This is a genomic window from Nocardia arthritidis (genome assembly GCF_011801145.1).
Lineage (GTDB): Bacteria > Actinomycetota > Actinomycetes > Mycobacteriales > Mycobacteriaceae > Nocardia > Nocardia arthritidis_A.
Genome location: NZ_CP046172.1, coordinates 5,398,235 through 5,421,629 on the forward strand (window position 1 = coordinate 5,398,235; position 23,395 = coordinate 5,421,629).

A 23,395-nucleotide genomic window follows, 5' to 3' on the forward strand; every position below is an offset into this window, starting at 1 on the left:
TCAGTCGGACAGCCGAATCCAAGTACGCAACAACAGCCGGGTATGCGTGGAATTGTCCCGGAATTCCGTTCGACCGTGCAGTAGCGAAAGATTGTCGAAAATAGCCAGCTCGCCCTCTCGTAGCTTTCCCACCCTGGTGAGCGCAAGTGTCTCGACAACTCGATCCAATGTGTCCAAAGCTCGGCACTGCCGGTCGGTCAGTGGCGGTGAGCTGGAATGTTTGTGGCCGAGCTCGATATAACTACGAAGATAAGCAATCGCCTGCCGTTCACGTTGCATGAACAGCACCGGCTTCCGCACGGTGGGCGATTCTCCCGGCTCCTGGTCACCACGCCGGTCGAAATGGAACGGCTCACGCAGAGTCTCCAGTACTTCGGGCCATTCCGACAGTGCGCGGACCAGATCCCGGACGTGCACCACCTGTAGCGCACCGCCCTGTTCGGATTGGCGGACACAAAGCAATGTGAATATTTCCGGCGCCGGAAGCGGTGCTTCCACACCATCGGTGTGCAAATTGCCCCCGAACCGGGAGTCCGAATACCTTGCCCGCGCACCTTCGCCGATCGCGGTGCCGCGATCACGAACCTTTTTGACAAGCAACCCTTCTCGGTTCTGCGGCAGCGGCTCACCGAGCAGAGACGTCAACCGCAGCAGCGCGGCCTCGGCCAGGTCGATATCCACCGGTATGCCCGTCAGGACCAGCAAACCCGGACCATCATCGACATAGTGACGGAGCAGTTCGAACAGTTCGTGCCGAGCCGCCGACGCCTGTTCGGAGTCGGGTTCTCCCTCCGACAACAGAAAGGTCCGCAGCGTGTCGCTCGTTGGCACCCGACATATGTCGAAGCCGTCGGACTCGTAAGTCGATTCAGCCAGCGCGCGAGAGGGCACAAAAGAATTAGGCACTAAATCCCCCAGATATCGGCTTGCAATTTCGGCATTCGAAAAGATCGAAAGCGATTCGAGAGTCGTGAGGTAATCGTTAACCGCGACGTCACCTCACGTTAATGTATCCCCCACACTATAGACATGACGCCGACGAGCCGTCAATGGATTGCCTGAGCGTCAATGCGAGATACAAAACCCGGACCGGAACGTTTAGTCGAGCCAATGCCGAAACTAGTATTGCATCAATACCCCGTCATAGGGGCGCTGGGGAGTTGCGCCGAGCTCGATCGGTGCTCGTGATATCACCGGGATACGGTAGAAGACGCGCTGGCGGGCCATGAGCGCCTACCATGAAGCGAACACCCGATGTTTGCGATCGGAAGCAAGTCGTTTCGACATCATCTCTCCGATCGACCGGCTCCCCCTGTCAAGACAAAGGATTTGGCGGCGCGGGCGGGTTGACCGGGTACCGCGCGACATAAGTCCGCGCCCCGCAGCCGCGAGGGAAACGCGACGGTCCGCACCACCGCATGGGGACCCGCCCCACATGGAGCACTCAGCGGCATGGCCCAATCATCGACCAGCGCGGATGTTCTCGTTGCGCGAGCACCATGGGACAGCGCATTTGGTGCGGCCACCGCTATCGAGGGGGCCGGGCCCCGTCCTCGACAGCGGCTCCTATCGTGCAGGCGAGAACAATGTTATCCGCGCAGGCGATTTGCTCGATCGGCTGTAGCGAGCGTGTTGACAGTGGTCGCTGCCGCTGCGTCCCTGCCGTCCACCGCGTTCGACACGATCGGCTAGGCGCAAGGCTGAACAAAGGCATCCATGGCGGGAACGCTAACGCGAGACGCCGCTCGCTCGGGACACCACTGAATCGTCGGCTACCACGGCATTGCCGCCGCGCTGCTTCGCGCGGTACATCGCGCTGTCGGCGGAGCGGATCAGCTCGCGCATCAGCTGTTGGCCGTAGCGGTGGCCGGTTTCGTGAACTTCGGCGCGGGCGACGCCGATGCTGGCGGTGACCGACATGGAGCCGATAGGGCCTGCGACGGCGCGACGCAATCGCTCGGCGACCTCGACCGCGCCGGCGGCCGGGGCGCGCAGCACGATCGCGAATTCCTCGCCGCCGACCCGGGAGACGACGCTGTCGGCCGGTGCGGTGCCGCGCAAGCGGGCGGCGGTGCGCACCAGCACCTCGTCGCCCGCGTAATGCCCGAAGGTGTCGTTGACGGCCTTGAAGCGGTCCAGGTCGATCATGATGACGCAGATCGGCAGCGCGCCGGGACGCCCGAGCAGGATCGCCGAGTGATAGTCGAGGCCGCGCCTGTTCCAGAGCTGGGTCAGTGGATCGGACAGCATATCGCTGCGCAGCACCCAGTAGCAGAACTGGAGCCCGGGCGGCACCACCACCGCCATCGCCATGCCGAGCAGCATGATGGCCGCCGATGTGGCGTCGCCGCCGGTCAGCAGCGGCACCGACAGCGTCACCGCCGTGGCGATCGACCACAATGTGTGCGCGGAAAGGACTTTCGGACAGTGGAAGGCGCTCACGTACACCCCGACGATCAGCAGCTGCACCATCCCGACACATCGCACCACCAGGCCGGGGCTCAGCACGCAGACCGCGGTGACACACAGATCGGCGGAGGCGATCAGCAGCAGGGATTCCGCCTCGCCCGGCCACGGCAGCACCCACCAGCGCAAACCCCACACCAGGCCGGCCAGCGCGAGCAGCAACAGCGTCGTCCGCGCGACCGAATTGTCCGGGCCCGCCGGGGATACCGCGATGAGCACGCTCATGATCGGTGTGACCACGCCACACAACCCGATGGCGAACTTCAGCACCCCCAGCGCGGAGCGGGATTCGATGGCGCCGACCACCCAGCGGTAATCGACGCCCTCACCCCACCAGGCCCGCAGCAGCCGCAAACCAACACCCAAGCCACTTCCGCGCTCGGTCGTGACATGCGCTGTATTGATGGCTCGCTCGCTCACGGACTACCCCTCGGCGTCGACCACAACCTCCCGAACCGCTGACCTGACTCCGCTGCGGTCACCACTGCCGCTCAGGTGACGCTTCTCCATTCAGCCACAGCTCAGCAACCTAACGCAGTGTAAGCCGCGTCACATCCGATCGGCGCGCTGTCGCGCTGCGTACCCGGCTCGTTGCCGGGTATCCGCTGCGCAAGGAGGTGTGCGATGCCGAAGGAATGGACCAACAAACAGGAACGTCAGTACGAGCACATCAAGGATTCGGCCGCGAAACGCGGCGCGAGCACCGGCCGGGCCGAGGAGATCGCGGCGCGGACGGTGAACAAGAACCGCGCGCAATCCGGGCAGTCCAAGACGGCGAGCCGCAGTTCGGTCGAGGATATGTCGCCGCAGCGGCGGGGCGGTCTGCGATCCGGGCGCGGCGGACCCAAGGGCCCGACCCGCGATCAGCTCTACAACGAGGCGAAGAAGCGCAATATCAAGGGGCGCTCGAAGATGACCAAGAGCCAACTGGCCAGCGCGCTCGGCCGTAGCTGACCGCCGATCCGCCCCACCCTGAGTTTGTTGCGAATTTGCTGGGGCGGCAACAATTTCCGACCCCACCGGCGGGTGATTGACAGCCCAGTCGGGTAGGCGTACGGTCGCTGCTCAAACAATTGGAAACTTTCCTAATAATCCATCGCAGGGGATGGGGAGGGAGGGCGGCAGTGGCCAATACGCGACACACCCTCGCCGGGCCGCCCAGCCTGCTGCGCGCGATCAACGATCGCGCCGCACTGGAACTGTTGCTCGCCAACGGGCCGCTCTCCCGAACCCAGCTCGGCACGCTCACCGGCCTGTCGAAACCCACTGCGTCACAACTGCTTTTCCGCCTGGAGGCAGCCGGGCTGGTAGTGCCGGTGGGCACCGCCGCCGGCGGCCCGGGGCCGAATGCGCAGCTGTACCAGGTGAATCCGGCCGCCGGATATGTGGCCGGGCTCGACGTCACCAACACCGAGGTGCGGATCGCCGTCGCCGACATCACCGGAACCACCCTCGCCGAACACCGCGTGAGCAGCAGGCGCTGGGCCGCCGCGGAAACCATTGCCAATGTGGCCCAGGCCGTTTCGGAAACGGTCAAGCTGGCCGGGCTCGCCGATGACGCGCTGAGCGATGTGGTCATCGGCATCGGGGGCGCACTCGACCCGGCCACCGGCAGGCTGCGGTACGCGGCGCACCGGCCCGGCTGGCACTCCCCCACCCTGCTCGACGATCTGACGAGCGCCATCGGCGCGCCGGTGATGATCGAGAACGACGTGAACCTGGCCGCCGTCGCCGAACAGATCCACGGATCGGCCCAGGGCTGTGAGGATTTCGTGCTGCTGTGGGCCGACGTCGGAGTCGGCGCGGCCATCGTGATCGCGGGCCAGCTGTACCGCGGCTTCACCGGCGGCGCGGGCGAGGTGGGCTATATGCCGCTGCCCGGCGCGCCGATCGTGCACGATGTGCGGCGCAAGAATTCCGGCGGCTTCCAGCAATTGGCAGGCGCCCCAGCGGTTCTGGCGCTCGCCCGCAAGCACGGGCTGACCGCGCCGACGGCCGCCCAAGCGGTCGCCAAGGCCGTCGAGACCCCGGGCGTCGGCGATGATTTCCTCGCCGAATTCGCCGACCGCCTGGCCCTCGGCATGGCCGCGATCGTCTCGGTGGTCGATCCGGAGGTGCTGATCCTGTCCGGTGCGGTGCCGAGGGCGGGCGGGGAGCCGTTGCGCGCACTGGTACAGGACGCGCTCGCCGAGCTCACCATGCCCCGGCCCGAGGTGCGTTGCAGCACCGTTCCCGGATCGTCGGTCCTGCACGGCGCGCTACAGCGGGCCGCGGCGACCGCGCGGGACACCGTCTTCTCCACCCACTAGTTCTGCTCGACCCCGCACCACCAGTTCCGCCCAGCAGTACCCATCGGGTGCCGCGCACCAGGAGATCCGTCACATGCGCAAACCAACGCTTCGCACCCTCGCCGCGCTCACCGCATGCACCACCACCGTGCTGCTCACCGCATGTACCGGGCAGAGCTCCGGCGGCGGTGACGACGGTTCGGCATCCGGCAAGGACGTCACCATCACGTTCTGGCACGGCTGGAGCCAGGACAACGAGGTGAAGGCGATCCAGGACAATGTGGCCGCATTCGAGAAGCTGCACCCCAACATTCACGTCAAGCTGGTCGGCAACGTATCCGACGACAAGATCGAGCAGGCGCTGCGCGCGGGCGGCTCCGACGCACCGGATGTGGTCTCCTCGTTCACAACCGATCAGGTCGGCAAGTTCTGTTCGGCCAATGTGTGGATCGATCTGAATCCCTTGCTGCGCAAGGACAATATCGATCCGGCCAAGACCTTCCCCCAAGCCATGCTCGAGTACAGCCGGTTCGAGGGCAATCAGTGCTCGCTGCCGCTACTCGGCGACACCTACGGCCTGTACTACAACAAGGCCGCCTTCGCCGCCGCCGGGATCACCGCACCGCCGAAGACGTTCAGCGAATTCGACGCCGACGCCGTCAAATTGACCGTCCCGAGCGGCGACGGCTACAAACAGCTCGGCTTCATGCCGAACTATCACGGCTACGAGACGACGGCGATGCACTATCTCGGCCAGTACGGTGCGAAATACTTTGCCACGGACGGGAAGTCGAATCTCGCGAGCGATCAGAAGGTGGCCGCGATGTTCACCTGGCAGAAGAACCTGATCGGCAAGCTCGGCGGCTACGAGAAACTGGAGAAGTACCGCACCACCTTCGGCGACGAGTTCAGCGCCAAGAACCCGTTCGAGACCGGTCAGGTCGCCATGTCGCTCGACGGCGAGTGGCGCACCGCGTCGCTGGCCGATGACAAGGTCGGCTTCGATTGGGCCACAGCGCCTTTCCCGGTGCCGGACGACCAGGCCGACACCTACGGCCGCGGGTACCAGACCGGCACCATCATCGGCATCGCGAAATCCAGCAGGAAGCAAACGGCCGGATGGGAGTTCGTGAAGTACCTGACCACCGACACCGGCGCGCTGGTGCGCTTCGCCAACGCCATCCACAATGTGCCGAGCACCAACGCCGCGCTGAATTCCCCCGACCTGGTGGCGGATCCGAATTTCAAGACCTTCATCGATATCGCCAAGAACCCGAATTCCTCGACCACCCCGGCCAGCATCAACGGCGGCGCCTACCAGATCTCGCTGCGCAACTTCGGCTACGACTACGAGTCGGGCAAGCAGACCGATCTGCGGGCCGGATTGGCCGCCACCGCAAAGGAAGTCGACGAGGCGATCGCACAGGCGAAGTGAGATGGCCACCGCACTCACCCGCAGGCGACGCCGCTCCGCGCTGCGCACGCTCGCCTTCCTCTCGCCGTGGTTGATCGGTTTCGGCGTCTTCTTCGTCTACCCGCTGATCTCGATCGTCTACTTCTCGTTCACCAAATACGACGGCTTCTCGGCGCCCACCTTCACCGGGCTGCGGAACTGGAACTACGTGCTCGGGAAGTATCCGTTCTTCTGGCAGGGGCTGCGCAACACGATGTGGCTTGTGCTGGTGATGGTTTCGTTGCGGGTGGTGTTCGGGCTCGGCATCGGGCTGCTGGTCACCAAGATCAAGACGGGGCTCGGATTCTTCCGCACCGTGTTCTATCTGCCCTATCTGGCGCCGCCGGTGGCCGCCACCATCGCCTTCGCCTTCCTGCTGAATCCCGGCACCGGGCCGGTCAACCATCTGCTCGGCGAACTCGGTCTGCCGCAACCGGGTTGGTTCACCGATCCGGACTGGTCCAAGCCGGCGCTGACCATGCTCGCGGTGTGGGGCATCGGCGATCTGATGGTCATCTTCATGGCGGCGCTGCTGGACGTGCCGCGCGAACAGTACGAGGCGGCCGAACTCGACGGCGCCGGGCCGTGGCAGCGCTTCCGGTACATCACGCTGCCGAATATCACGCCGATCGTATTGTTCGCCGTGGTCACCGGGGTCATCCAGACGATGCAGTACTACACCCAGGCGATCGTCGCGGGAAAGGTGGCCAGCGGCAAAGTCGCGGGCGGCGGTGAGGCTTTCGAGCCCGGCTACCCGAACGGGTCCACCTGGACCCTGCCGCAGATGATCTACAACCTCGGCTTCCAGCGCTTCGACACCGGCTCCGCATGCGTGGTCGCGGTGCTCCTGTTCGCCATCTCCATGGCCTTCACCTCGCTGCTGCTGCGGCGCAGATCCGGCTTCCTGCAAGGAGATTGAGTCATGACGCTGACATCGACCCGCCCGGCGCCGGTGACCCGTCCCCCAGTGGAGCCGACGACCGCGCGCCGCCGCGACGTATTGAGCTGGGTGGCAACGCATTCGCTGGCGATCGCCGCCGCGCTGCTGTTCCTGATGCCGTTCGTCTTTCTCTTCCTGACCTCGGTGATGTCGGACCGGCAGGCGCTCACCTCCGACCTGCTGCCGTCCGAATGGCACTGGGGAAATTACGTGAAGGTCTGGCGCACACCGGGATTCCTCACCTGGTGGCGCAATACGCTCGTCTACGCGACGGCGGGCACGGCGCTCACCCTGCTGTCCAGCATCCCGGTGGCCTACGCGCTGGCCAAATTCCGCTTCCGCGGCAGCAATCTGGCGCTGATGGCGGTGATCTCGATGATGATGCTGCCGCCGCAAGTCACCGTCATCCCGATGTATCTGGTGTGGTCCAAACAGTTTCACCTCACCGGCTCGCTGTGGCCGCTGATCGTGCCGCTGGCCTTCGGCGACGCGTTCTCCATCTTCCTGCTGCGGCAATTCCTGCTCACCATTCCCGACGAATACCTGGAGGCGGCCAGGATCGACGGCTGCGGCTCGTTGCGCACCCTGCTGCGGGTGGTGCTGCCGATGTCGCGGCCCGGCATCGCCGCCGTCGCGCTGTTCCAGTTCTTCTATTGCTGGAACGACTATTTCGGACCGCAGATCTACGCGAGCGAGAATCCGGCCGCCTGGACGCTCAGCTACGGCCTCGAGTCGTTCAAGAGCGAACACCACACCAATTGGAATCTCACCATGGCCGCGACGCTGCTGGTGATGGCGCCGGTGATCATCCTTTTCTTCTTCGCCCAGAAGGCCTTCATCGAGGGCGTGACACTGACAGGGGTCAAAGGCTGATGTCCGCACTGAAACTCGCCGTCGTCGGCGGCGGTTCCACCTACACCCCGGAATTGATCGACGGTTTCGCGCGGCTGCGCGACGCGCTGCCGGTCGGCGAACTGGTACTGATCGATCCGGCCGCCGATCGGCTGGAACTCGTTGCCGGACTGGCCCGCCGGATCTTCGCCGCGCAGGGACATCCCGGGCGGATCGAGACCGCCGCGACGGTGGACGCCGTGCGCGACGCCGACGCCGTGCTGCTACAGCTGCGGATCGGCGGGCAGGCCGCGCGCAACGAGGACGAGACCTGGCCGCTGGACTGCGGCTGTGTCGGGCAGGAGACGACCGGCGCCGGCGGGCTGGCCAAGGCGTTGCGCACGGTGCCCGTCGTGCTCGATATCGCCGAAAAGGTCCGTGCCGCTTGCCCGGACGCGTGGATCGTCGACTTCACCAATCCGGTGGGCATCGTCACGCGCGCGCTGCAGAACGCGGGGCACCGAGCCGTCGGACTGTGCAATGTCGCGATCGGATTCCAGCGAAAGTTCGCGCGGCACTTGGGCGTCGATCCCGAGCTGATCCGGCTCGACCATATCGGCCTCAACCATCTCACCTGGGAGCGCGGGGTCACCTTGCTCGATCGGCCCGGCGCGGAGACCGGGCAGGAGGCGCTGCCGAAACTGCTCGCCGACTTCGGTGCTCAGATCGCCGAAGATATCCGGCTGCCAACGGAATTCGTCCGGCGGCTGGGCGTCGTTCCGTCGTACTATCTGCGCTACTTCTATCAGCACGACGCGGTGGTGGCGGAATCGCGGACCAAAGGTTCGCGGGCCGCGGAGGTGGCGGCCATCGAACGACAACTGCTGGACATGTATGCCGATCCGGCACTGGACACCAAACCGGCGCTGCTCGAAAAACGCGGCGGCGCATACTATTCCGAGGCAGCGGTGCAGTTGCTCGGCGCACTGCTCGGCACCGGCGGCGGCGTACACGTCGTCGACACCCGCAACGACGGCACGCTGCCGTTCCTGCCCGACGACGCCGTCATCGAGGTGCAGGCGCGGGTCGACGCGGGCACGGTGCGCCCGCTGCCGCAGCGCCCGGTCGAACCGCTCTTCGCCGGACTGATCGCGCATACCGCCGCCTACGAGGAGCTGGCGCTGCGGGCCGCGCTGGAGGGCGGGCGCGACCGGGTATTCGATGCGCTGCTGGCGCACCCGCTGGTCGGTCAGCTGGATACGGCCGACCGGCTCACCGATGAGCTCATCGCCCACAATCGCGCCTACCTGGCCTGGGCATGAACGAATCATGCCCGGCCCCAACGGAATCGGACGGGGTGCACATGATGATTCGACGGGGGGTGGCGGTCGGATGACGGGTGGGCCCGAGCAGGTCCCCGGTGTCCTAGCGATCGATGGCGGCAACAGCAAAACCGATATCGCCCTGGTCGCGCTCGACGGCACCGTCCTGGCCACCGCTCGCGGTGCGGGTTACGCCCCGTACCGCGACGGTGCCGAAGGCGCGATCGGCGGCATCCGCCCGCTGGTCGAATCCGTCGCCGAGCAGGCCGGGCTGCGGCCGGGACGGCTGCTCACCACCCGGGTCAGCGCCTGTATGGCCAACGTGGACTTGCCAATTGAGGAGGAACGGCTGCACGCAGCCATCGCGTCCGAGCCGTGGGGCCGGACGGCCGCCGTCACCAACGACACCTTCGGTCTGCTGCGCGCGGGCACCGACGGACCGCACGGGGTCGCGGTGGTGTGCGGGGCGGGCATCAATTGCGTCGGGCTGCGACCGGACGGGCGGACCGCGCGATTCCCGGCGCTCGGCGCGTTGACCGGGGACTGGGGCGGTGGCTCGGGTATGGCCACCGCGGCCATGTGGCACGCGGCCCGCGCCGAGGACGGCCGGGGCGAGCCGACCGCGTTATCCGCCGCTATCGGAACGTATTTCGGGCTGCCGGGCGCCAATGCGGTGGCCGAGGCGATCCATCTCGGCGAGCTCGCCGAACATCGCCTGCACGAGCTGGTGCGGGTGCTCTTCGACACCGCCGAGGCGGGTGATCCGACGGCGCTGCGGCTGGTCGACCGGCAGGCCGACGAGATCACCCGGCTCACGCTGGTGGCGCTGCGCAGGCTCGAACTGCTCGATCAGCCGACACCGGTGGTCCTCGGCGGCGGCGTGCTCGCGGCCAGGCAACCGCTGTTGATCGACAATGTCACGGCCCGGCTCGCCGCCGCCGCACCGCTCGCCGAGCCCCGGATCGTCGTCGCCCCACCGGTTCTCGGCGCCGCGCTGCTCGGCCTCGACCACATCGGCGCGACGCCCGCCGCCCGGCACCGCCTGCGCGACGCCTACCCGACCACGATCATGCCGAGCGTTTCGCCGCGCGCGGACGGGCAGCGAACTCCGGTGCGAGACTGAGGATTCAGAGCTTCAGCAGCGTCGCGAACGTCTCGCCGAGTACGGCGTCGCGGACCGCGCCGGGTGTGGTCACCCGTTCGATCGTGGTGCGGGAGATCAGCGGATCGCCGTAGGGTGCGTCCGAGCCGAACATGGTCCGCTCCGGTAGTTCGGCGATGGCCAGCTTCACCGCGAAAATCACCGGGGCGGTTGACAATTCGAGATACATATTGGGGGTGTCCCGAACCAGCTCGATGGCGGTGAGCCAGTTCGCCCCGCCCGCCTGACTGATCACCAGGGGCACCGGATAGCGGCGCGCCAGTTCGGCGAGCGTGTGCAGATCGTCGTTGGTGGTCGGGGCGTAACCGTGCACGACCACCGGCAGCCCGCCGTGATCGGCGGCGGCGCGCAGCACCGGCTCGATGCGCGCGGCCGCGCCCGGCGGCGGCGTCAGCTCACCGATGCCCCGCAGGCCGCGGCCGGCCACCTCACGCGCGACGTACTCCTCGATGTCGTCGGGCGCCAGATCGAGCCGAACCGTTCCGAAGCCGATGAAGCGGTCGGGATGGGCGGCGAGCGCGTCATCCAATTCCCGCCAGGCCGTGCGGAAACTCGCCGGATCGGAGCGCCCGTCCAGCGCGGTCGCCAGCACGCTCATCTCGTCCCGGAACGTGGCCAGATCGGTGGCCCGCTCCGGATGCGGCCGGGTGGCGAACAGCACCGCACGGTCGATACCTGCCTCGTCGAGCAGTGCGATGTGGTCGCGCACCGGCTCGTGCACGTGGCTGTGGGCGTCGATGATCACGAAATCCTCCGGGTTGGTTCGGTTTGCGGAATACGACCGCCGACCGAGTGTTGAACCTTGACATTGTGGCAAGGTCAAGCGAAGGGATCCGCGCGGGTGTTGATCGGGCAGTTGGCCGAACGTACCGGCACCAGTGAGCGCCAGCTCCGCTATTACGAGCGCACCGGACTGCTCGACGCGCAGCGGCAGGCCAACGGATATCGCGACTACGACGGGTCCGCCGAACGCACGGTGCACCAGATCCGCACCCTGCTCGCCGCCGGCCTGCCGACCCGGGTCATCAAGCAGGTACTGCCGTGCGCGCTGGGCGACGGCTCGCTGCGCCCGTGCCCGGGCATCGTGTCGACGCTGCGCACCCGGCTGGCCGAATTGGATGAGCGGGCAACGGAATTGGCCGAGGCGCAGCGAACGCTGCGGCGGGTGATCGACGCGGCCGAATCCGCGGGCTGATCAGAGGTCGGCGGGATCGCCGACGTGGGAGACGCCGCGGTCGTCGCGGCGGCGCTGCACATCGTGCAGCAGGATCGTCAAAAGCTCGGTCAGCTGACTGCGCTGTTCCGGATTCAGGCCGGATAAGAGTTCGACCTCTCTGGTGAGCACCCGGTCGACCGTGCGCTCCACCAGCCGATGCCCCGCCGGCGTCAGCTTGACCAGGACGCTTCGTCCGTCCGGGCCGGGACGGCGCTGCACCAGACCTTCGTTTTCGGCGCGCGCCACCCGCTGTGAGATCGCGCCAGCGGTGACCAGGGTCCGTTTGGCGAGTTCCCTGGTCGTCAGCGTGTAGGGCGGCGAACTACGGCGCAGCACACTGAGCAGATCCAGTGTGGCCGAATCGATTTCGGCGTCCGCCAACACCTTCCGGCGGTCTTCGCCGAGCAGTTTGGCCAGCCGCCAGACGCGGGTGACGATGCCGATCGACTCGGTGGGGGTGCCGGGCCGTTCGCGCTGCCACGCCTCGGCGATCTCGTCCACCGGGTCCGGATCGGAACCGTTGCCGGTGTCCGATGCGAGCGTCATGAAGTACCTCCTCATTCGATGCCGACAAGGATAAACCGGTTGACGTTCAGCACTGAACGATACTAGCGTTTAGACCTAAACAGATCGATTGGAGGATTTATGACTCGCACCGTTCTGGTCACCGGCGGCGGAACCGGAATCGGCTACGCGGTGGCCGACCGATTCAGCGGCGAAGGCGACGAGGTATATATCACCGGACGCCGCAAGGAAATTCTGCAAGAATGCGCTGCCGCATTGGGCGACAACGTGCACCCGCTGCCCTGCGACAACACCGATCCCGACCAGTTGGCCGCCGCTGTCGCCGACCTGCCGGACCGAATCGATGTCCTGGTCAACAATGCGGGCGGCAATACCGACTTCACCGCGACACCGCGGGATGGGCTGCGCGCGCTGGCCGACCGATGGCTGGCCAACCTCAATTCCAATGTGCTGAGCGCGGTGCTGACCACGCATGCCGTCGGTGACCGTCTCGCCACCGGCGGGTCCGTCGTTCATATAGGTTCGATCGCCGCGGACCAGGGCGCCGGATCATACGGCGCCGCCAAAGCCGCGGTGGCGGCCTGGAATGTCGACCTCGCCCGCGAACTCGGGCCGCGCGGGATCACCTCGAATGTGGTGTCACCGGGATATATTCAGGACACCGAGTTCTTCCACGACAAACTCACCGCCGACCGCATCGACTATTTGATCTCCCGCACGATGACCGGCAGAGCCGGTGCGCCCTCGGATATCGCGGAAACAATTCATTTTCTCGCCTCGCCCGGCGCTCGGCATATCACCGGTCAGGTAATAAATGTGAACGGTGGCGCATTTACCAGTCGATAGCGACTACTGCATCTTCAGTACGGCCGAATGCCTGTACCTGTATGACGACGACTACCGGGCCGCGCCTAGATCATCGAGCGCATGGCTACCTTTCTCAACCGGCTCGGCCGGTTCTGCTTCGAGAAACGGCGGATCGTCGTGCTGTTCTGGCTGGGTCTGCTGGCCGTGCTGGCATTCTGCGCGGCCAGATCGCCGGATGCGGCCGACAGCGCGATCTCCATGCCGGGCACGGAATCGCAGCGGGCATTCGACCTACTCGATCAGCGCTTCCCCGGACTCGAATCCGATGGCGCGGATGCGCGAATCGTTTTCGCGGCGCCGCCCGGCCAGCAGATCACCGCCGCGCAGAACAAGCCGGTGGTCGACAAGGTGGTCGCGGATGTGGCGCACGGACCGCAGATCGCACGCGCAGTCGACCCGTTCCAGGTGGGCACGGTCAGCCAGGACAGGACCACGGCCTACGCGAGCATCAGCTATAACGCTTCCAGCAACAACATCACCGACGCGACCAAATCCGCATTGGAGAAGGCGGTCGACGCCGGCCGCGCGTCCGGGCTCACCGTCGAATTCGGCGGCACGGTGCTGCAGGCGCCGCCCGAGATGGGCGCCACCGAGGTGATCGGCGTCGCCGTCGCCGCGGTCGTGCTGCTCATCACCTTCGGATCCCTTGCGGCGGCGGGACTTCCGCTCATCACCGCGCTCGTCGGGATCGGCTGCGGCGTCGCCGCCATCGTGACGCTCGGCCAGTCGTTCACCACCAGCATGCTGGCCATGATGCTCGGGCTCGCGGTCGGCATCGATTACGCGCTGTTCATCGTCTCCCGCTACCGGGCCGAGCGCGCCGCCGGGCACTGCGCGGTCGATGCGGCGGGCCGCGCGGTGGGCACGGCGGGGTCGGCGGTAGTCTTCGCCGGGCTCACCGTGGTCATCGCGCTCACGGGGCTGTCGGTGGTCGGTCTGCCCGTGCTCACCAAGATGGGTTCGGCGGCGGCGGGCACCGTGCTGGTCTCCGTACTGATCGCGCTGACCCTGCTGCCCGCACTCCTCGGCTTCCTCCAGAACGCGGTGCTGCCACGCGGGTTCCGCACTCGCACGGACCGAAACACCAAGGACGGCTTGGGAGTTCGCTGGGCACGCTTCGTCATCCGCAGGCCTGTCCCGGTGCTGCTGATCGCGGTGGCCGGGCTCGGCGCGCTCGCCCTGCCCGTGCGGGATCTGACGCTCGGCATGCCGAGCGATGCGACGAAACCGACCTCGACCACACAGCGCCGCGCATACGACGCGCTCGCCGCGGGATTCGGCGTCGGCGCCAACGGACCGTTCACGGTGGTCGTCGATGCGAAGGACGCGGCCGACCCGAAGGCCGCGATGGCCGAGGCGGCGAAAATCCTCACGGGGACAAAGGGAATCGTTTCGGTTTCCCCGCCGATGCCCAACCAGGCCGGTGACACCGCCGTGCTCACCGCGATACCGGCGACGTCGCCGACCGCCGACGCCACCAAGGAGCTGGTGCACACCCTGCGCGCCGAATCGGGCGTGCTGCGCTCGGAGACCGGGGCGCGGATGCTGGTCACCGGGTCGACCGCGGTGAATATCGACATGTCGCAGAAGCTCACCGACGCGCTGCTGCCCTACCTCGCGGTGGTGGTCGGGTTGGCAATCCTGTTGCTGATCATCGTATTCCGGTCGCTGCTGGTACCGCTCAAGGCGGCCCTGGGCTTCCTGCTCTCGGTGGGCGCGGCGCTCGGTGTGATCGTCGCGGTATTCCAATGGGGTTGGCTGGCCGACCAACTCGGCGTCGAGGCGACCGGGCCCGTGATGAGCCTGATGCCGATATTCCTCATCGGCCTGGTATTCGGCCTGGCAATGGATTACGAGGTCTTCCTGGTGACCCGGATCCGGGAAGCCTACGCGCACGGCGAATCTCCCGCCGAGGCCGTCGTCACCGGATTCCGGCACAACGCGAAGGTGGTCGCCGCTGCGGCGACCATCATGATCGCCGTCTTCGCCGGATTCGCGGGCACCAGCGATTCGATGATCAAGATGATGGGAATCGGCCTGGCGGCGGCGGTTTCGTTCGACGCGTTCGTCGTCCGCATGTCGGTGGTTCCGGCCGTGCTCGCACTGCTCGGCGACAAGGCGTGGTGGCTGCCGCGCCGCCTCGGGCGGATCCTGCCGAACGTGGATATCGAGGGCGATGGTCTGCGCGATCTCGACACACCCGATGAGACAGGCGAACTCGTGTCCGCACACGAGTGATGCGGCCAGTGCGGGGAAGGCCCTAGTTTCGGAATACAGGAAGGGAGCCGATGTCCAGGGACTGGTGGCAGCCGCTGCAACGTCATCCGCGGCTGGTCGACATCACCCTCGCGGTCGCGCTGTGCGGGATCGCGCTCCTGGCAAGCACATTGGACACCAACGGCCGCGCACCCGAAATCGTCCGGCCCATCTCCCCCTCGGTGGTCCCGGTCGCCGTGATCGCCGCCGTCGCGCTGCTGTGGCATCGCAGCCGGCCGCGGGCCGTGCTCGCGGTGACCACCGGCTGCGGCGTCGTCTTCGCGGCGATGGGGTACGACATTTCCGCGCCGCTCGTCGGCCCCACCTTCGTTGCGGCGTATTCCGTCGGCTGGCGGGCGGATCGCGATTCGGAGTACGTCTACCCGCCGCTCGCCGGGATCGTGCTGCTGACCGCAGCCCTGGTATTGCGACCCGGCCCGCTGTTCGGCGCGGGCCGGGTCACCCTCGTCGCCGGATTCCTGCTGGCCGGCGCCTTCGCCGAAATGTCGCGCAGCAGAAAGAACTATCTCGCCGCCATGCGCGCGCGGGCGGAACTGGCCGAGCGCACCAGGGAGGACGAGGCGCGCCACCGCGTCGCCGAGGAACGCGTCCGCATCGCCCGCGAACTGCACGATATCGTCGCCCACCACATGGCGCTCGCGCACGCGCAGGCATCCACCGCCGCCTACCTGGTGCGCACCAAACCCGAACAGGCGCAACAAGTTCTCGATCAGCTGGCCGCGACCACCGCATCGGCGCTGCGCGAACTCGGGGCGACGGTCGGACTGCTGCGCCGCGAGGACGACCCGGCGGCCCCGCTGGAACCGGCGCCGGGACTGTCCCGCCTCCCGGAACTGCTCGCCTCGTTCGAGCAGATGGGATTGCGCGTCTCGCTGTCGGTGGTCGGTGAGCCGCGACAACTTTCCCCCGGCGTCGACCTGACGGCCTATCGAATCGTGCAGGAGGCCCTGACCAACGTCACCAAACACGCTCCGGCGGCGGCGGTTTCGGTCCGATTGGCCTATTCGCTTTCGCTGCTGACGATTACCGTCACCAACGACGGCGACGGCGCGCAGCAGCCCGGCGAAGCCGGATTCGGCCTGATCGGCATGAACGAGCGAGCCCTCTCCGTCGGCGGGCAACTCCTGGCCGGATCCCGGCCGGGCGGCGGCTTCGAGGTGTCGACGAGACTACCGCTGGAACCGCGCGGGCAGGAGAACCGACGATGACCATCCGCGTCGTGATAGCCGACGACCAGGCGCTGCTGGCGGGCACCTTCCGGATGCTGATCGATTCCGCCGACGATATGACGGTGGTCGGCGTCGCCGGAAATGGAAGGCAGGCAATCGATCTCGCGCGCGCGACGAAACCCGACGTGGTCCTGATGGATATCCGCATGCCGGATCTCGACGGCCTGGCCGCGACACAGGAGATCTGCCGAGACCCGGATCTGCAGACCACCCGGGTACTCATCCTCACCACCTTCGAACTCGACGAATACGTGGCCAGGGCGCTGCGCGCCGGGGCGAGCGGATTCCTCGGCAAAAGCGTGGGCCCGGAGGAACTCCTGAGCGCCATCCGCACCATCGCAGCCGGTGACGCCCTGCTGTCCCCCACTGCCACAAGGACGCTCATCGCCCACTTCCTCGCCCGCCCCGTGGTGCACAACGCCACCAGCGATACGCTGACCGCGCTCACGGCACGGGAGAGCGAGGTCGTGGAGTTGGTCGCCGAGGGGCTGTCCAACGAGGAGATCGCCGAACGAATGTTCTTGAGTCCACTCACCATTCGCACGCACGTGCAGCGCGCGATGTCGAAACTGGGCGCCCGCCACCGCGCCCAACTGGTCGTCATCGCATTCCAGTCCGGATTGGTTCGGGTCGAGCCGCCGCGCTGATGTCTTGTGCGGCAATGCTTTCGAGATTTCACCTATTTGCGTGCGTGCGCACGCATATAGTAACGTGTGTCGCGGCCCGATTCCCCACTCGCACAAGGCAACCCGGTTCGCCGCCGATCAGAACGGATTCGACGAAATGCCCGTATACCAACCCGAACAGGTCGATTACGAACTCGCGCACGCGTTCAACGACGGCGACCTCGAACGCGCCTGCTCCCTCTACGAGGCGGGGGCGGGCGTGCGCCGACTGGCCGAGGACGGCGGCACCGTCGCCACCGGCGACGAGGGCATCCGAGAGGCCATGGCCCGCTACGTGAACCTCACCCCCACCATGCGGATCACCGTCCACCACGTCACCCGCGCGGGCGATATCGCACTGCTGCGCAGCCAGTGGATCATCACCGGCACCGATGCGGCGGGCGCACCGATAGAGTTGTCCCACAACGGCATCGAGGTCGTCCGGCGACAAGCGGACGGCACCTGGAAGTTCGTCATCGACCACCCCTACGGCGCCGACCCCGAGTTCAGCCTCCCCGTCGCGGACATCCCCGCACCGCCCGTCGGTTGAATCGACGCGAATCGGGTTCCCCAGTGCCGCCCTCGCCGCCTTCTCCCTGGGACGTAAAGAATCCCCAAATGGAAGTATCGTCGGTGCGGCGCGGTGCTTCTAGGTTCAACTGTATGACTGATAAAGAATTTCGGTCGAGCAGGCGACAGGTCTTGGGAGTGCTTGGCACTGCTGGGATTTCGGCGGTCGCGGCATCCGTGGTTACCGGCGCCGTCTCGGGTGCACGGACCACCGCGCCCGCCGAACTGTCGTGTTCGACAATACTTTCACCAGAGGAAATCGAAGGCCCGTACTTCGTCGACAACGAGCCGGTGCGCGGCGATATCTCCGAGGGGAAACCCGGCCTGCCGGTGAACCTGCGGTTGACGCTGATCGATATCGGGTCCTGCACGCCGATGGTCAACGCCATGATCGCGGTCTGGCACTGCGACGCCTTCGGCTTCTACTCCCGGTTCACCGATCAGCCGCCCAACGGTCCGGACGGACCGCCGATGCCGCCGCCCCCGGACGACGGGACCTTCCTGCGCGGCGTCCAGTTCACCGGCGCCGACGGCACGGCGACCTTCCGCACCCTCTTCCCCGGCTGGTACATCGGCCGGGCCGTGCACATCCATGTGAAGGTGAAGGCCAACGGCGGCAGCAGCTATATCCACACCGGCCAGCTGTATTTCGACGAATCACTGACCGAGCAGGTCGCCGCCCTCGATCCGTACAACCAGCACGACTTCCGCCGCTGGCGCAACGATGAGGACGATATCTACACCCAGCAGGGCGGCGCCGATTCGATGTTGACCGTGACGCCGGTGAATCCCGACTCGCTCGCCGACGGGCTCGACGCCTCGATCAACCTGGGCATCCAGCCGACCTGATTTCAGTATCGGTCGGTGAAGTCGCGGAGCAGGGGTCCGGTGTCGGCGGGGTCTTCGAACATGGGGCTGTGGCCACAGTCGAGGGATTCGACACGGATGGCCGGGACCCGGCGGTAGTCCTCGAAGGAGGACGGCTGCCAGCGGTGGTCCTGGGTGCCGTAGAGAAGCATTGTGGGAAGGGCGATTTCGATGAGGCGATCGGGTTCGGTGCGTTCCTGCAGATAGGTGTCGGAAGCGGCGGAGCTGGCGGTGAGGCTGCGGTAGGTCATACCTTTGAAGTCGGCGACAAGTTGGTCGGGGATTTGTACGTCTCGGGAGATGGCGCTGCTCATCGCCAAACGAAGAGCGGGGGCGGGCAGGATGGACCAGAGCGGTTGGCCGATGGCGGGAATCAACAGCAGGTTGCCCAGCGGGCCGTTGTCGAGGAAGGCGTCCGGGCGCGGGCCGGTGTCGACGAGTGCGATGGCGCTGACGAGGGGGCGGCGCTGTTCGGCCAGGGCGGTGGCCACATAACCGCCGGAGGAGTGGCCGACAAGGATCGCGTGGTCGACACCGAGCCGGTCGAGAACCGCACCGACTCGGGTGGCTTGTTCGGGGATGCTGTAGCCGGTATCGGGTTTATCGGATTTGCCGTGGCCCAGTAGGTCGATTCGCACGACGAAGCGACCCGCCATCGCGGGCATGATCGGATCCCACCAGGAGGTGGAGCCGCCGAGCCCGTGGATCAGGACCACCGCGTGCGAATCGGGTGTGCCGGTGGTGACCACGTGGATCGCGCCGCCGGGCAGGTCCATCATCTGCTCGCGAGACGAGTCGGCGTCGGCGGTCGCGACAGCCGCGGCACTACCGCCGACCAGCGCGAATACGATGGAGGCGGCGATACGGGCGATGCGGTGTCGTCGGTTCGGCAGTGCGGCGGCGGTGTTTCCGCGCATGAGAGCTCCTTCGGTAATCGGTGACACCACTACGCTGCTGGAGCGCAAGGGGATTCGTATTGAAGAAATGTCATCGACATAGACTGGGGGCGTGAGCTGGGAGATCGCGCGACCGTCGCGGAGGTCCGCGTTGCGCGGCATCGATATGGCGGGGTTCCGGATTCGCGGTGACGGACCCGAATCGGTGCGCGCCATACCGCATCCGGCCGTCACGCTGGTCGTCGAATTCGGTGAGCGCTGTTTCGATATTCGCGATTCGGCGGGGCGCAGCCACTCCGGCAGCCTGGTCTGGGGGCTGGGCGGCAACGCGGCCCCGGCGCGAGTCGAGGCCCTCGAATGTGTGCAGGTGCGCATGTCACCGGTCGTCGCGGCCGCGGTGCTCGGATTTCCGCTCGCCGAACTCGGCGGGAATATGGTTGGGCTCGAGGATCTCTGGGGTCGCGAGGCGGTGCGCCTGCGGGAGCGGTTACACGAGACCGCCTGCTGGCAGGAGCGATTCGCGCTGGTCGACTCGATGCTGGCGCGACGTTACCGCGAGGACCGCCGGATGGATCCGGAGGTCGCGTGGGCGTGGTCTCGAATCATGGTCGGCCGTGGGCGGTTCCGGGTCGAGGAACTGGCCGCCCAGGTGGGGTGGAGCCGCCAGTGGTTGTGGTCGCGCTTCGGCGCCCAGACCGGACTGACACCCAAGCGCGCCGCCAAACTGGTTCGCTTCGACCACGCGGTGCACCGGCTGGTGCAGGGGCATTCGCCCGCGCGAACGGCGGTCGAGGGCGGATACGCGGACCAGTCGCATCTCATTCGTGACATCCGCGAATTCACGGGCGTGCCACCGACATCCGCGGCGGTCGAACCCTGGCTCACGATCGACGACAGGGCCTGGCCGTCGACCGTCAGCGGCAGGCCCGCGGGCGTCTGATATAAGCTTCCCACTGTTGGGAATATCTAAATAGCTTGCGCTGTAGGGTTTTTGCTGTTGTTCGACTCGATGGGACGGATATTGTGGAGGATCGGCTGCCCGAGGCGGAAACCGATGCCGCCCAGCAGGATACGCGGCGGCCATCACGAGCGGTCGGCCGATGGACCCTTGGGTTGACCTGTGTGGCGATTGTGGCGGCCGGTGTGATCGTCGCAGGTTTGCTGCACAAACCGGAGCCGGAGCTGACGACGAAACCGACGGAGCCGGGGATTCCGCCCGGCGCGGCGACGGGGCAGATGTATGTGATGGTCACGCCGCCGGTGACCTATCCGGTGGCTATTCCGGGTTGTGACAAGGTCGAGCCGCCATACACAACAGACACAGGCGGATTCAGCGTTGCGATCGGCACGGGGTCGTATTCGTATGACAGTCCGGCGTATCCGTGGTTCACCGGCGCCAAAGCCGCAGCGATGACGCAGGCGCTGCGGAATGCCCTACCGAGCGGTGTCGAAATCGCGCTCGCTCCAATCGAGAAATCACTGGTGTTCCAGCCCATCCCAGTGATGAAAGGAGAACCGGACAAGTTGCCCGACGGCACCACCGATGCGGACGCCACCGTGGTTCGTGGAGATCTTTCGGGCTCGCTCCGGGTCACGGTGCGGCAGTCGACCCACCCGATTCCGCCGTGCAGGGCCGGATCATTGGACGAACGTCGGCATCTCGCCGACGGCGTTATCGCCGACACCCACGACAGCTGGCTCGAGGCCGGTCATGGGCGCACCAGTACCCGCAGTGTCGATGCGTACCTGCCCGACGGCACCGTGGTCACCGCCGAGGCCGATAATTCCCTGCCGGACCAGAAAAGCCACTCCGCCGGTGTGCCATTGACCATCGATGAACTGGTGGCGATGACTACTTCCACACCCCAACTTCGGGCCACCACACCGGCCCCGCCCGGGACACCTGAGCCACCCCAACGCTGCACGGCGTCCGGATCCGGCAAGAGCATCGACCGGAACACGGCCACCCGGCTCAACGGGGTATTGGCGCGAATCCCGTTGGACGGACTCACACTCGACCGGCCACTCGGCGATCTGCACCCCGGTGATTTCGACTTTCCTGGTCTCAACGACACCGACTCCGTTGACGGGGTGTGTCAGACGGTCCGGGTAACCGCCGGGCAGGAGCGCTCGAATTTATCGATCGCGATCGGTACCCGCCCATCGGACCCCGAGGCGTTCGAGGGGGCATACGAAACCGCCCGGCAGCTGCCGGATGGGGTGAGCGTCCAGCATCACGAGTACGAGGTTTCCGATGACGAACCGAATTCGACGAGGAAATCCGGCAGGACCGTGACGGTTACCTACGCATCGGGTTCATGGGTCCGAATAGATTCCACCGGGACGCCTCCGCTGACGTACGACCAGCTCGAGGCGATCGCGCTGACACCCGGACTAGAGGTGTCCTGATGCGCCGAATTCCCGGTCTGCGCAACCTGTTACTCGCCGCCGCCACGGCGCTGATCACCATCATCGGCGCTGTCGTCGTACTGCTACAACCGGCCGACACCACCCGCAAGATCACCGGTACCGATGCCGCCGCGCCCGGCCTCGGCTGGTCGCTCGACGCCGCGACCATATACGGGCGTGCCGGCGCGCGGTTCCGCGATCCCACCGATGGCACCCAATCTGACAGGCACACAATAGGATTCGTCGACGCGGGCGCCACCCTGCTGACCGTGATCGGCATCCCGAACAGGCATACGGGCGCACTGCGGGATCCCGAGCTGTTCGGTATCGACGCGGCGACCGGCGCCACCCGCTGGCGGACGCCCGCACCCGATTTGGACCGCTGCGCGGCGACTCCCGTCGGCGGCCGTCTGGTCTGCCATACCTACGGCGGGGGCGCCAGCGGCGGGCCCGCGTTGATCGGCTACGACGTCGCTACCGGATCCGTCACTCGGGTGCCGACCAATTGGGCTGTCCTCGGTCTCGCGGGGATGGGCGATCACCTGTACGTGGCCGCGAAGGACTTCGACTCCGATTCCGACGACTTGTCTGTGCACGCCGGATTGTCTGTGCACGCCGGAACCCTCACGGCTCCCGACGCGTTCTGGACACGAGCCTTCGCCGACGACGGCTTCGGCTCGATAGACGTGTCGCATGGACAGGGCGTTCTCGGCCTCGGCGGAGGCAGCAGCACGGGATTCGATCTGGCAACAGGGGCTCCCATCTGGACCACTGAACGGATCTCATGTACGCAGACCAGCACGACGAGCCCCGCACTGGTCGTCCGCATCCGCAAGAGATGCGACAACGGCGTCGTCACCGGCTCCGACGTCATCGACCGCACCGGCCGCACCATTGCCAGCACCGACCGAAACATCGTCCACCGCATGTCGATCGATGCACCCGCCGACGACTCCGTGCCGATCCTGCTCGCCGACGGCGCATACGACCGCCGCACCGGCGCCCTTGTCTGGACCAGCCCGGACCTGCGGTCCGCCGAATCCGATCCCGAGTCGTTCGCGCTCAGCGGCACCGCGATGGCCGTGCTCGGCGATATCGCCCTGCTGGAAGATATCCCGGGGCGCACCCTGACCGGTCTCGACATGCGCACCGGGCACCGGCTCTGGCAGGTTTCGGACAACCCGCTCGCCACGCTCGGAGGCTGGGACGGTAGCCGCGCGGTGTTCACCGACAGCGACGGACTGCGGGCGATCGACATACGAACCGGCAAGACCGTCTGGGATATTCCGTTCCCGGCCATCACCGACAAACCGCGTGCGTTCGACGACCAGGGCCACCTCACCGCGCACCGCGGCGGCCGATATTTCTATACCTCCGCCCGCACCATGATCAGCCTGCGGACACTCCCCTGA

At 66.5% G+C, this 23,395-nt stretch carries 22 protein-coding genes; 17 read left to right on the plus strand and 5 right to left on the minus strand.

The features are described from left to right. The gene (locus tag F5544_RS24200) at positions 1–831 is read right to left on the minus strand and encodes a TauD/TfdA family dioxygenase (protein WP_167475315.1); all 831 of its coding nucleotides are present in this window, start codon (positions 829–831) and stop codon (positions 1–3) included. A gap of 897 nt (positions 832–1,728) precedes the next feature. Beyond that, complete coding sequence (locus F5544_RS24205; protein ID WP_167475316.1) at positions 1,729–2,832, minus strand: GGDEF domain-containing protein; 1,104 nt, start codon at positions 2,830–2,832, stop codon at positions 1,729–1,731. A gap of 258 nt (positions 2,833–3,090) precedes the next feature. Here F5544_RS24205 and F5544_RS24210 point away from each other — a divergent pair, with 258 nt between their 5' ends. From F5544_RS24210 to F5544_RS24240, 7 genes are all read left to right on the plus strand, one after another. Then, positions 3,091–3,420 (plus strand): plasmid stabilization protein, encoded by a 330-nt coding sequence (locus F5544_RS24210; RefSeq protein WP_167475317.1) that lies wholly within the window; start codon positions 3,091–3,093, stop codon positions 3,418–3,420. 170 nt (positions 3,421–3,590) lie between these two features. Further along, positions 3,591–4,775, plus strand: a complete 1,185-nt coding sequence (locus F5544_RS24215; protein ID WP_203217331.1) for an ROK family transcriptional regulator — start codon at positions 3,591–3,593, stop codon at positions 4,773–4,775. Between the two features lie 73 nt (positions 4,776–4,848). After that, positions 4,849–6,189 carry an extracellular solute-binding protein gene (locus F5544_RS24220; RefSeq protein ID WP_167475318.1) on the plus strand — a complete coding sequence of 447 codons (1,341 nt, stop codon included), beginning with the start codon at positions 4,849–4,851 and terminating at the stop codon, positions 6,187–6,189. Position 6,190: 1 nt separating this feature from the next. Then, entirely contained in the window at positions 6,191–7,126 is a 936-nt protein-coding gene (locus tag F5544_RS24225) for a carbohydrate ABC transporter permease (protein WP_167475319.1), read from the plus strand. Positions 7,127–7,129: 3 nt separating this feature from the next. After that, a complete protein-coding gene (locus F5544_RS24230; protein ID WP_167475320.1) occupies positions 7,130–8,020 on the plus strand; it encodes a carbohydrate ABC transporter permease in 891 nt (296 codons plus the stop codon). Beyond that, positions 8,020–9,300, plus strand: coding sequence for a 6-phospho-beta-glucosidase (locus tag F5544_RS24235; protein WP_174867395.1), 1,281 nt, complete (start codon positions 8,020–8,022; stop codon positions 9,298–9,300). Before F5544_RS24230 ends, F5544_RS24235 begins: the two co-directional genes overlap by 1 nt. Positions 9,301–9,370: 70 nt before the next feature. Next, on the plus strand, positions 9,371–10,423 hold the full coding sequence (locus F5544_RS24240; RefSeq protein ID WP_167475321.1) for an N-acetylglucosamine kinase: 1,053 nt from the start codon (positions 9,371–9,373) through the stop codon (positions 10,421–10,423). A gap of 4 nt (positions 10,424–10,427) precedes the next feature. Here F5544_RS24240 and F5544_RS24245 read toward each other — a convergent pair whose 3' ends face one another. Continuing rightward, positions 10,428–11,207: an amidohydrolase family protein gene (locus F5544_RS24245; protein ID WP_167475322.1), complete on the minus strand. Its 780-nt coding sequence runs from the start codon at positions 11,205–11,207 to the stop codon at positions 10,428–10,430. A 57-nt stretch (positions 11,208–11,264) separates the two neighbouring features. Here F5544_RS24245 and F5544_RS24250 point away from each other — a divergent pair, with 57 nt between their 5' ends. Then, positions 11,265–11,657 carry a MerR family transcriptional regulator gene (locus tag F5544_RS24250; RefSeq protein ID WP_238846625.1) on the plus strand — a complete coding sequence of 131 codons (393 nt, stop codon included), beginning with the start codon at positions 11,265–11,267 and terminating at the stop codon, positions 11,655–11,657. On the opposite strand, the gene F5544_RS24255 is transcribed toward F5544_RS24250, so the two are convergent. Further along, positions 11,658–12,224, minus strand: a complete 567-nt coding sequence (locus tag F5544_RS24255; protein ID WP_167475323.1) for a MarR family winged helix-turn-helix transcriptional regulator — start codon at positions 12,222–12,224, stop codon at positions 11,658–11,660. A gap of 99 nt (positions 12,225–12,323) precedes the next feature. On the opposite strand from F5544_RS24255, the gene F5544_RS24260 reads away from it, so the two are divergent. The 6 genes from F5544_RS24260 to F5544_RS24285 all read left to right on the plus strand — a co-directional run bounded on the left by F5544_RS24260 (position 12,324) and on the right by F5544_RS24285 (position 18,660). After that, positions 12,324–13,049 carry an SDR family NAD(P)-dependent oxidoreductase gene (locus tag F5544_RS24260; protein ID WP_167475324.1) on the plus strand — a complete coding sequence of 242 codons (726 nt, stop codon included), beginning with the start codon at positions 12,324–12,326 and terminating at the stop codon, positions 13,047–13,049. A gap of 81 nt (positions 13,050–13,130) precedes the next feature. Then, positions 13,131–15,308, plus strand: coding sequence for an MMPL family transporter (locus F5544_RS24265; RefSeq protein WP_167475325.1), 2,178 nt, complete (start codon positions 13,131–13,133; stop codon positions 15,306–15,308). 50 nt (positions 15,309–15,358) lie between these two features. After that, on the plus strand, positions 15,359–16,555 hold the full coding sequence (locus F5544_RS24270) for a sensor histidine kinase (protein ID WP_167475326.1): 1,197 nt from the start codon (positions 15,359–15,361) through the stop codon (positions 16,553–16,555). Next, the gene (locus F5544_RS24275) at positions 16,552–17,223 is read left to right on the plus strand and encodes a response regulator transcription factor (protein WP_167475327.1); all 672 of its coding nucleotides are present in this window, start codon (positions 16,552–16,554) and stop codon (positions 17,221–17,223) included. Before F5544_RS24270 ends, F5544_RS24275 begins: the two co-directional genes overlap by 4 nt. 136 nt (positions 17,224–17,359) lie before the next feature. Next, a complete protein-coding gene (locus F5544_RS24280) occupies positions 17,360–17,791 on the plus strand; it encodes a YybH family protein (protein WP_167475328.1) in 432 nt (143 codons plus the stop codon). Between the two features lie 158 nt (positions 17,792–17,949). Next, a complete protein-coding gene (locus tag F5544_RS24285; protein ID WP_238846626.1) occupies positions 17,950–18,660 on the plus strand; it encodes an intradiol ring-cleavage dioxygenase in 711 nt (236 codons plus the stop codon). 2 nt (positions 18,661–18,662) lie between these two features. Here the strand turns inward: F5544_RS24285 and F5544_RS24290 are convergent, their stop codons facing one another. Then, positions 18,663–19,595 carry an alpha/beta fold hydrolase gene (locus F5544_RS24290; protein WP_167475330.1) on the minus strand — a complete coding sequence of 311 codons (933 nt, stop codon included), beginning with the start codon at positions 19,593–19,595 and terminating at the stop codon, positions 18,663–18,665. A gap of 91 nt (positions 19,596–19,686) precedes the next feature. On the opposite strand from F5544_RS24290, the gene F5544_RS24295 reads away from it, so the two are divergent. From F5544_RS24295 to F5544_RS24305, 3 genes are all read left to right on the plus strand, one after another. Continuing rightward, the gene (locus F5544_RS24295) at positions 19,687–20,514 is read left to right on the plus strand and encodes a helix-turn-helix domain-containing protein (RefSeq protein ID WP_238846627.1); all 828 of its coding nucleotides are present in this window, start codon (positions 19,687–19,689) and stop codon (positions 20,512–20,514) included. A 182-nt stretch (positions 20,515–20,696) separates the two neighbouring features. Beyond that, positions 20,697–21,983 carry a hypothetical protein gene (locus F5544_RS24300; protein WP_238846628.1) on the plus strand — a complete coding sequence of 429 codons (1,287 nt, stop codon included), beginning with the start codon at positions 20,697–20,699 and terminating at the stop codon, positions 21,981–21,983. Then, entirely contained in the window at positions 21,983–23,395 is a 1,413-nt protein-coding gene (locus F5544_RS24305) for a PQQ-binding-like beta-propeller repeat protein (RefSeq protein ID WP_167475331.1), read from the plus strand. The genes F5544_RS24300 and F5544_RS24305 overlap by 1 nt, the downstream gene beginning before the upstream one ends.

What these genes read in the sequence shown, in the direction of transcription:
- F5544_RS24290 (WP_167475330.1), bottom strand. Translation starts at nt 19,595, where the DNA reads ATGCGCGGAAACACCGCCGCCGCACTGCCGAACCGACGACACCGCATC.
- F5544_RS24230 (WP_167475320.1), top strand. Translation starts at nt 7,130, where the DNA reads ATGACGCTGACATCGACCCGCCCGGCGCCGGTGACCCGTCCCCCAGTG.
- F5544_RS24270 (WP_167475326.1), top strand. Translation starts at nt 15,359, where the DNA reads ATGTCCAGGGACTGGTGGCAGCCGCTGCAACGTCATCCGCGGCTGGTC.
- F5544_RS24235 (WP_174867395.1), top strand. Translation starts at nt 8,020, where the DNA reads ATGTCCGCACTGAAACTCGCCGTCGTCGGCGGCGGTTCCACCTACACC.
- F5544_RS24225 (WP_167475319.1), top strand. Translation starts at nt 6,191, where the DNA reads ATGGCCACCGCACTCACCCGCAGGCGACGCCGCTCCGCGCTGCGCACG.
- F5544_RS24220 (WP_167475318.1), top strand. Translation starts at nt 4,849, where the DNA reads ATGCGCAAACCAACGCTTCGCACCCTCGCCGCGCTCACCGCATGCACC.
- F5544_RS24240 (WP_167475321.1), top strand. Translation starts at nt 9,371, where the DNA reads ATGACGGGTGGGCCCGAGCAGGTCCCCGGTGTCCTAGCGATCGATGGC.
- F5544_RS24255 (WP_167475323.1), bottom strand. Translation starts at nt 12,224, where the DNA reads ATGACGCTCGCATCGGACACCGGCAACGGTTCCGATCCGGACCCGGTG.
- F5544_RS24265 (WP_167475325.1), top strand. Translation starts at nt 13,131, where the DNA reads ATGGCTACCTTTCTCAACCGGCTCGGCCGGTTCTGCTTCGAGAAACGG.
- F5544_RS24260 (WP_167475324.1), top strand. Translation starts at nt 12,324, where the DNA reads ATGACTCGCACCGTTCTGGTCACCGGCGGCGGAACCGGAATCGGCTAC.
- F5544_RS24305 (WP_167475331.1), top strand. Translation starts at nt 21,983, where the DNA reads ATGCGCCGAATTCCCGGTCTGCGCAACCTGTTACTCGCCGCCGCCACG.
- F5544_RS24275 (WP_167475327.1), top strand. Translation starts at nt 16,552, where the DNA reads ATGACCATCCGCGTCGTGATAGCCGACGACCAGGCGCTGCTGGCGGGC.
- F5544_RS24210 (WP_167475317.1), top strand. Translation starts at nt 3,091, where the DNA reads ATGCCGAAGGAATGGACCAACAAACAGGAACGTCAGTACGAGCACATC.
- F5544_RS24280 (WP_167475328.1), top strand. Translation starts at nt 17,360, where the DNA reads ATGCCCGTATACCAACCCGAACAGGTCGATTACGAACTCGCGCACGCG.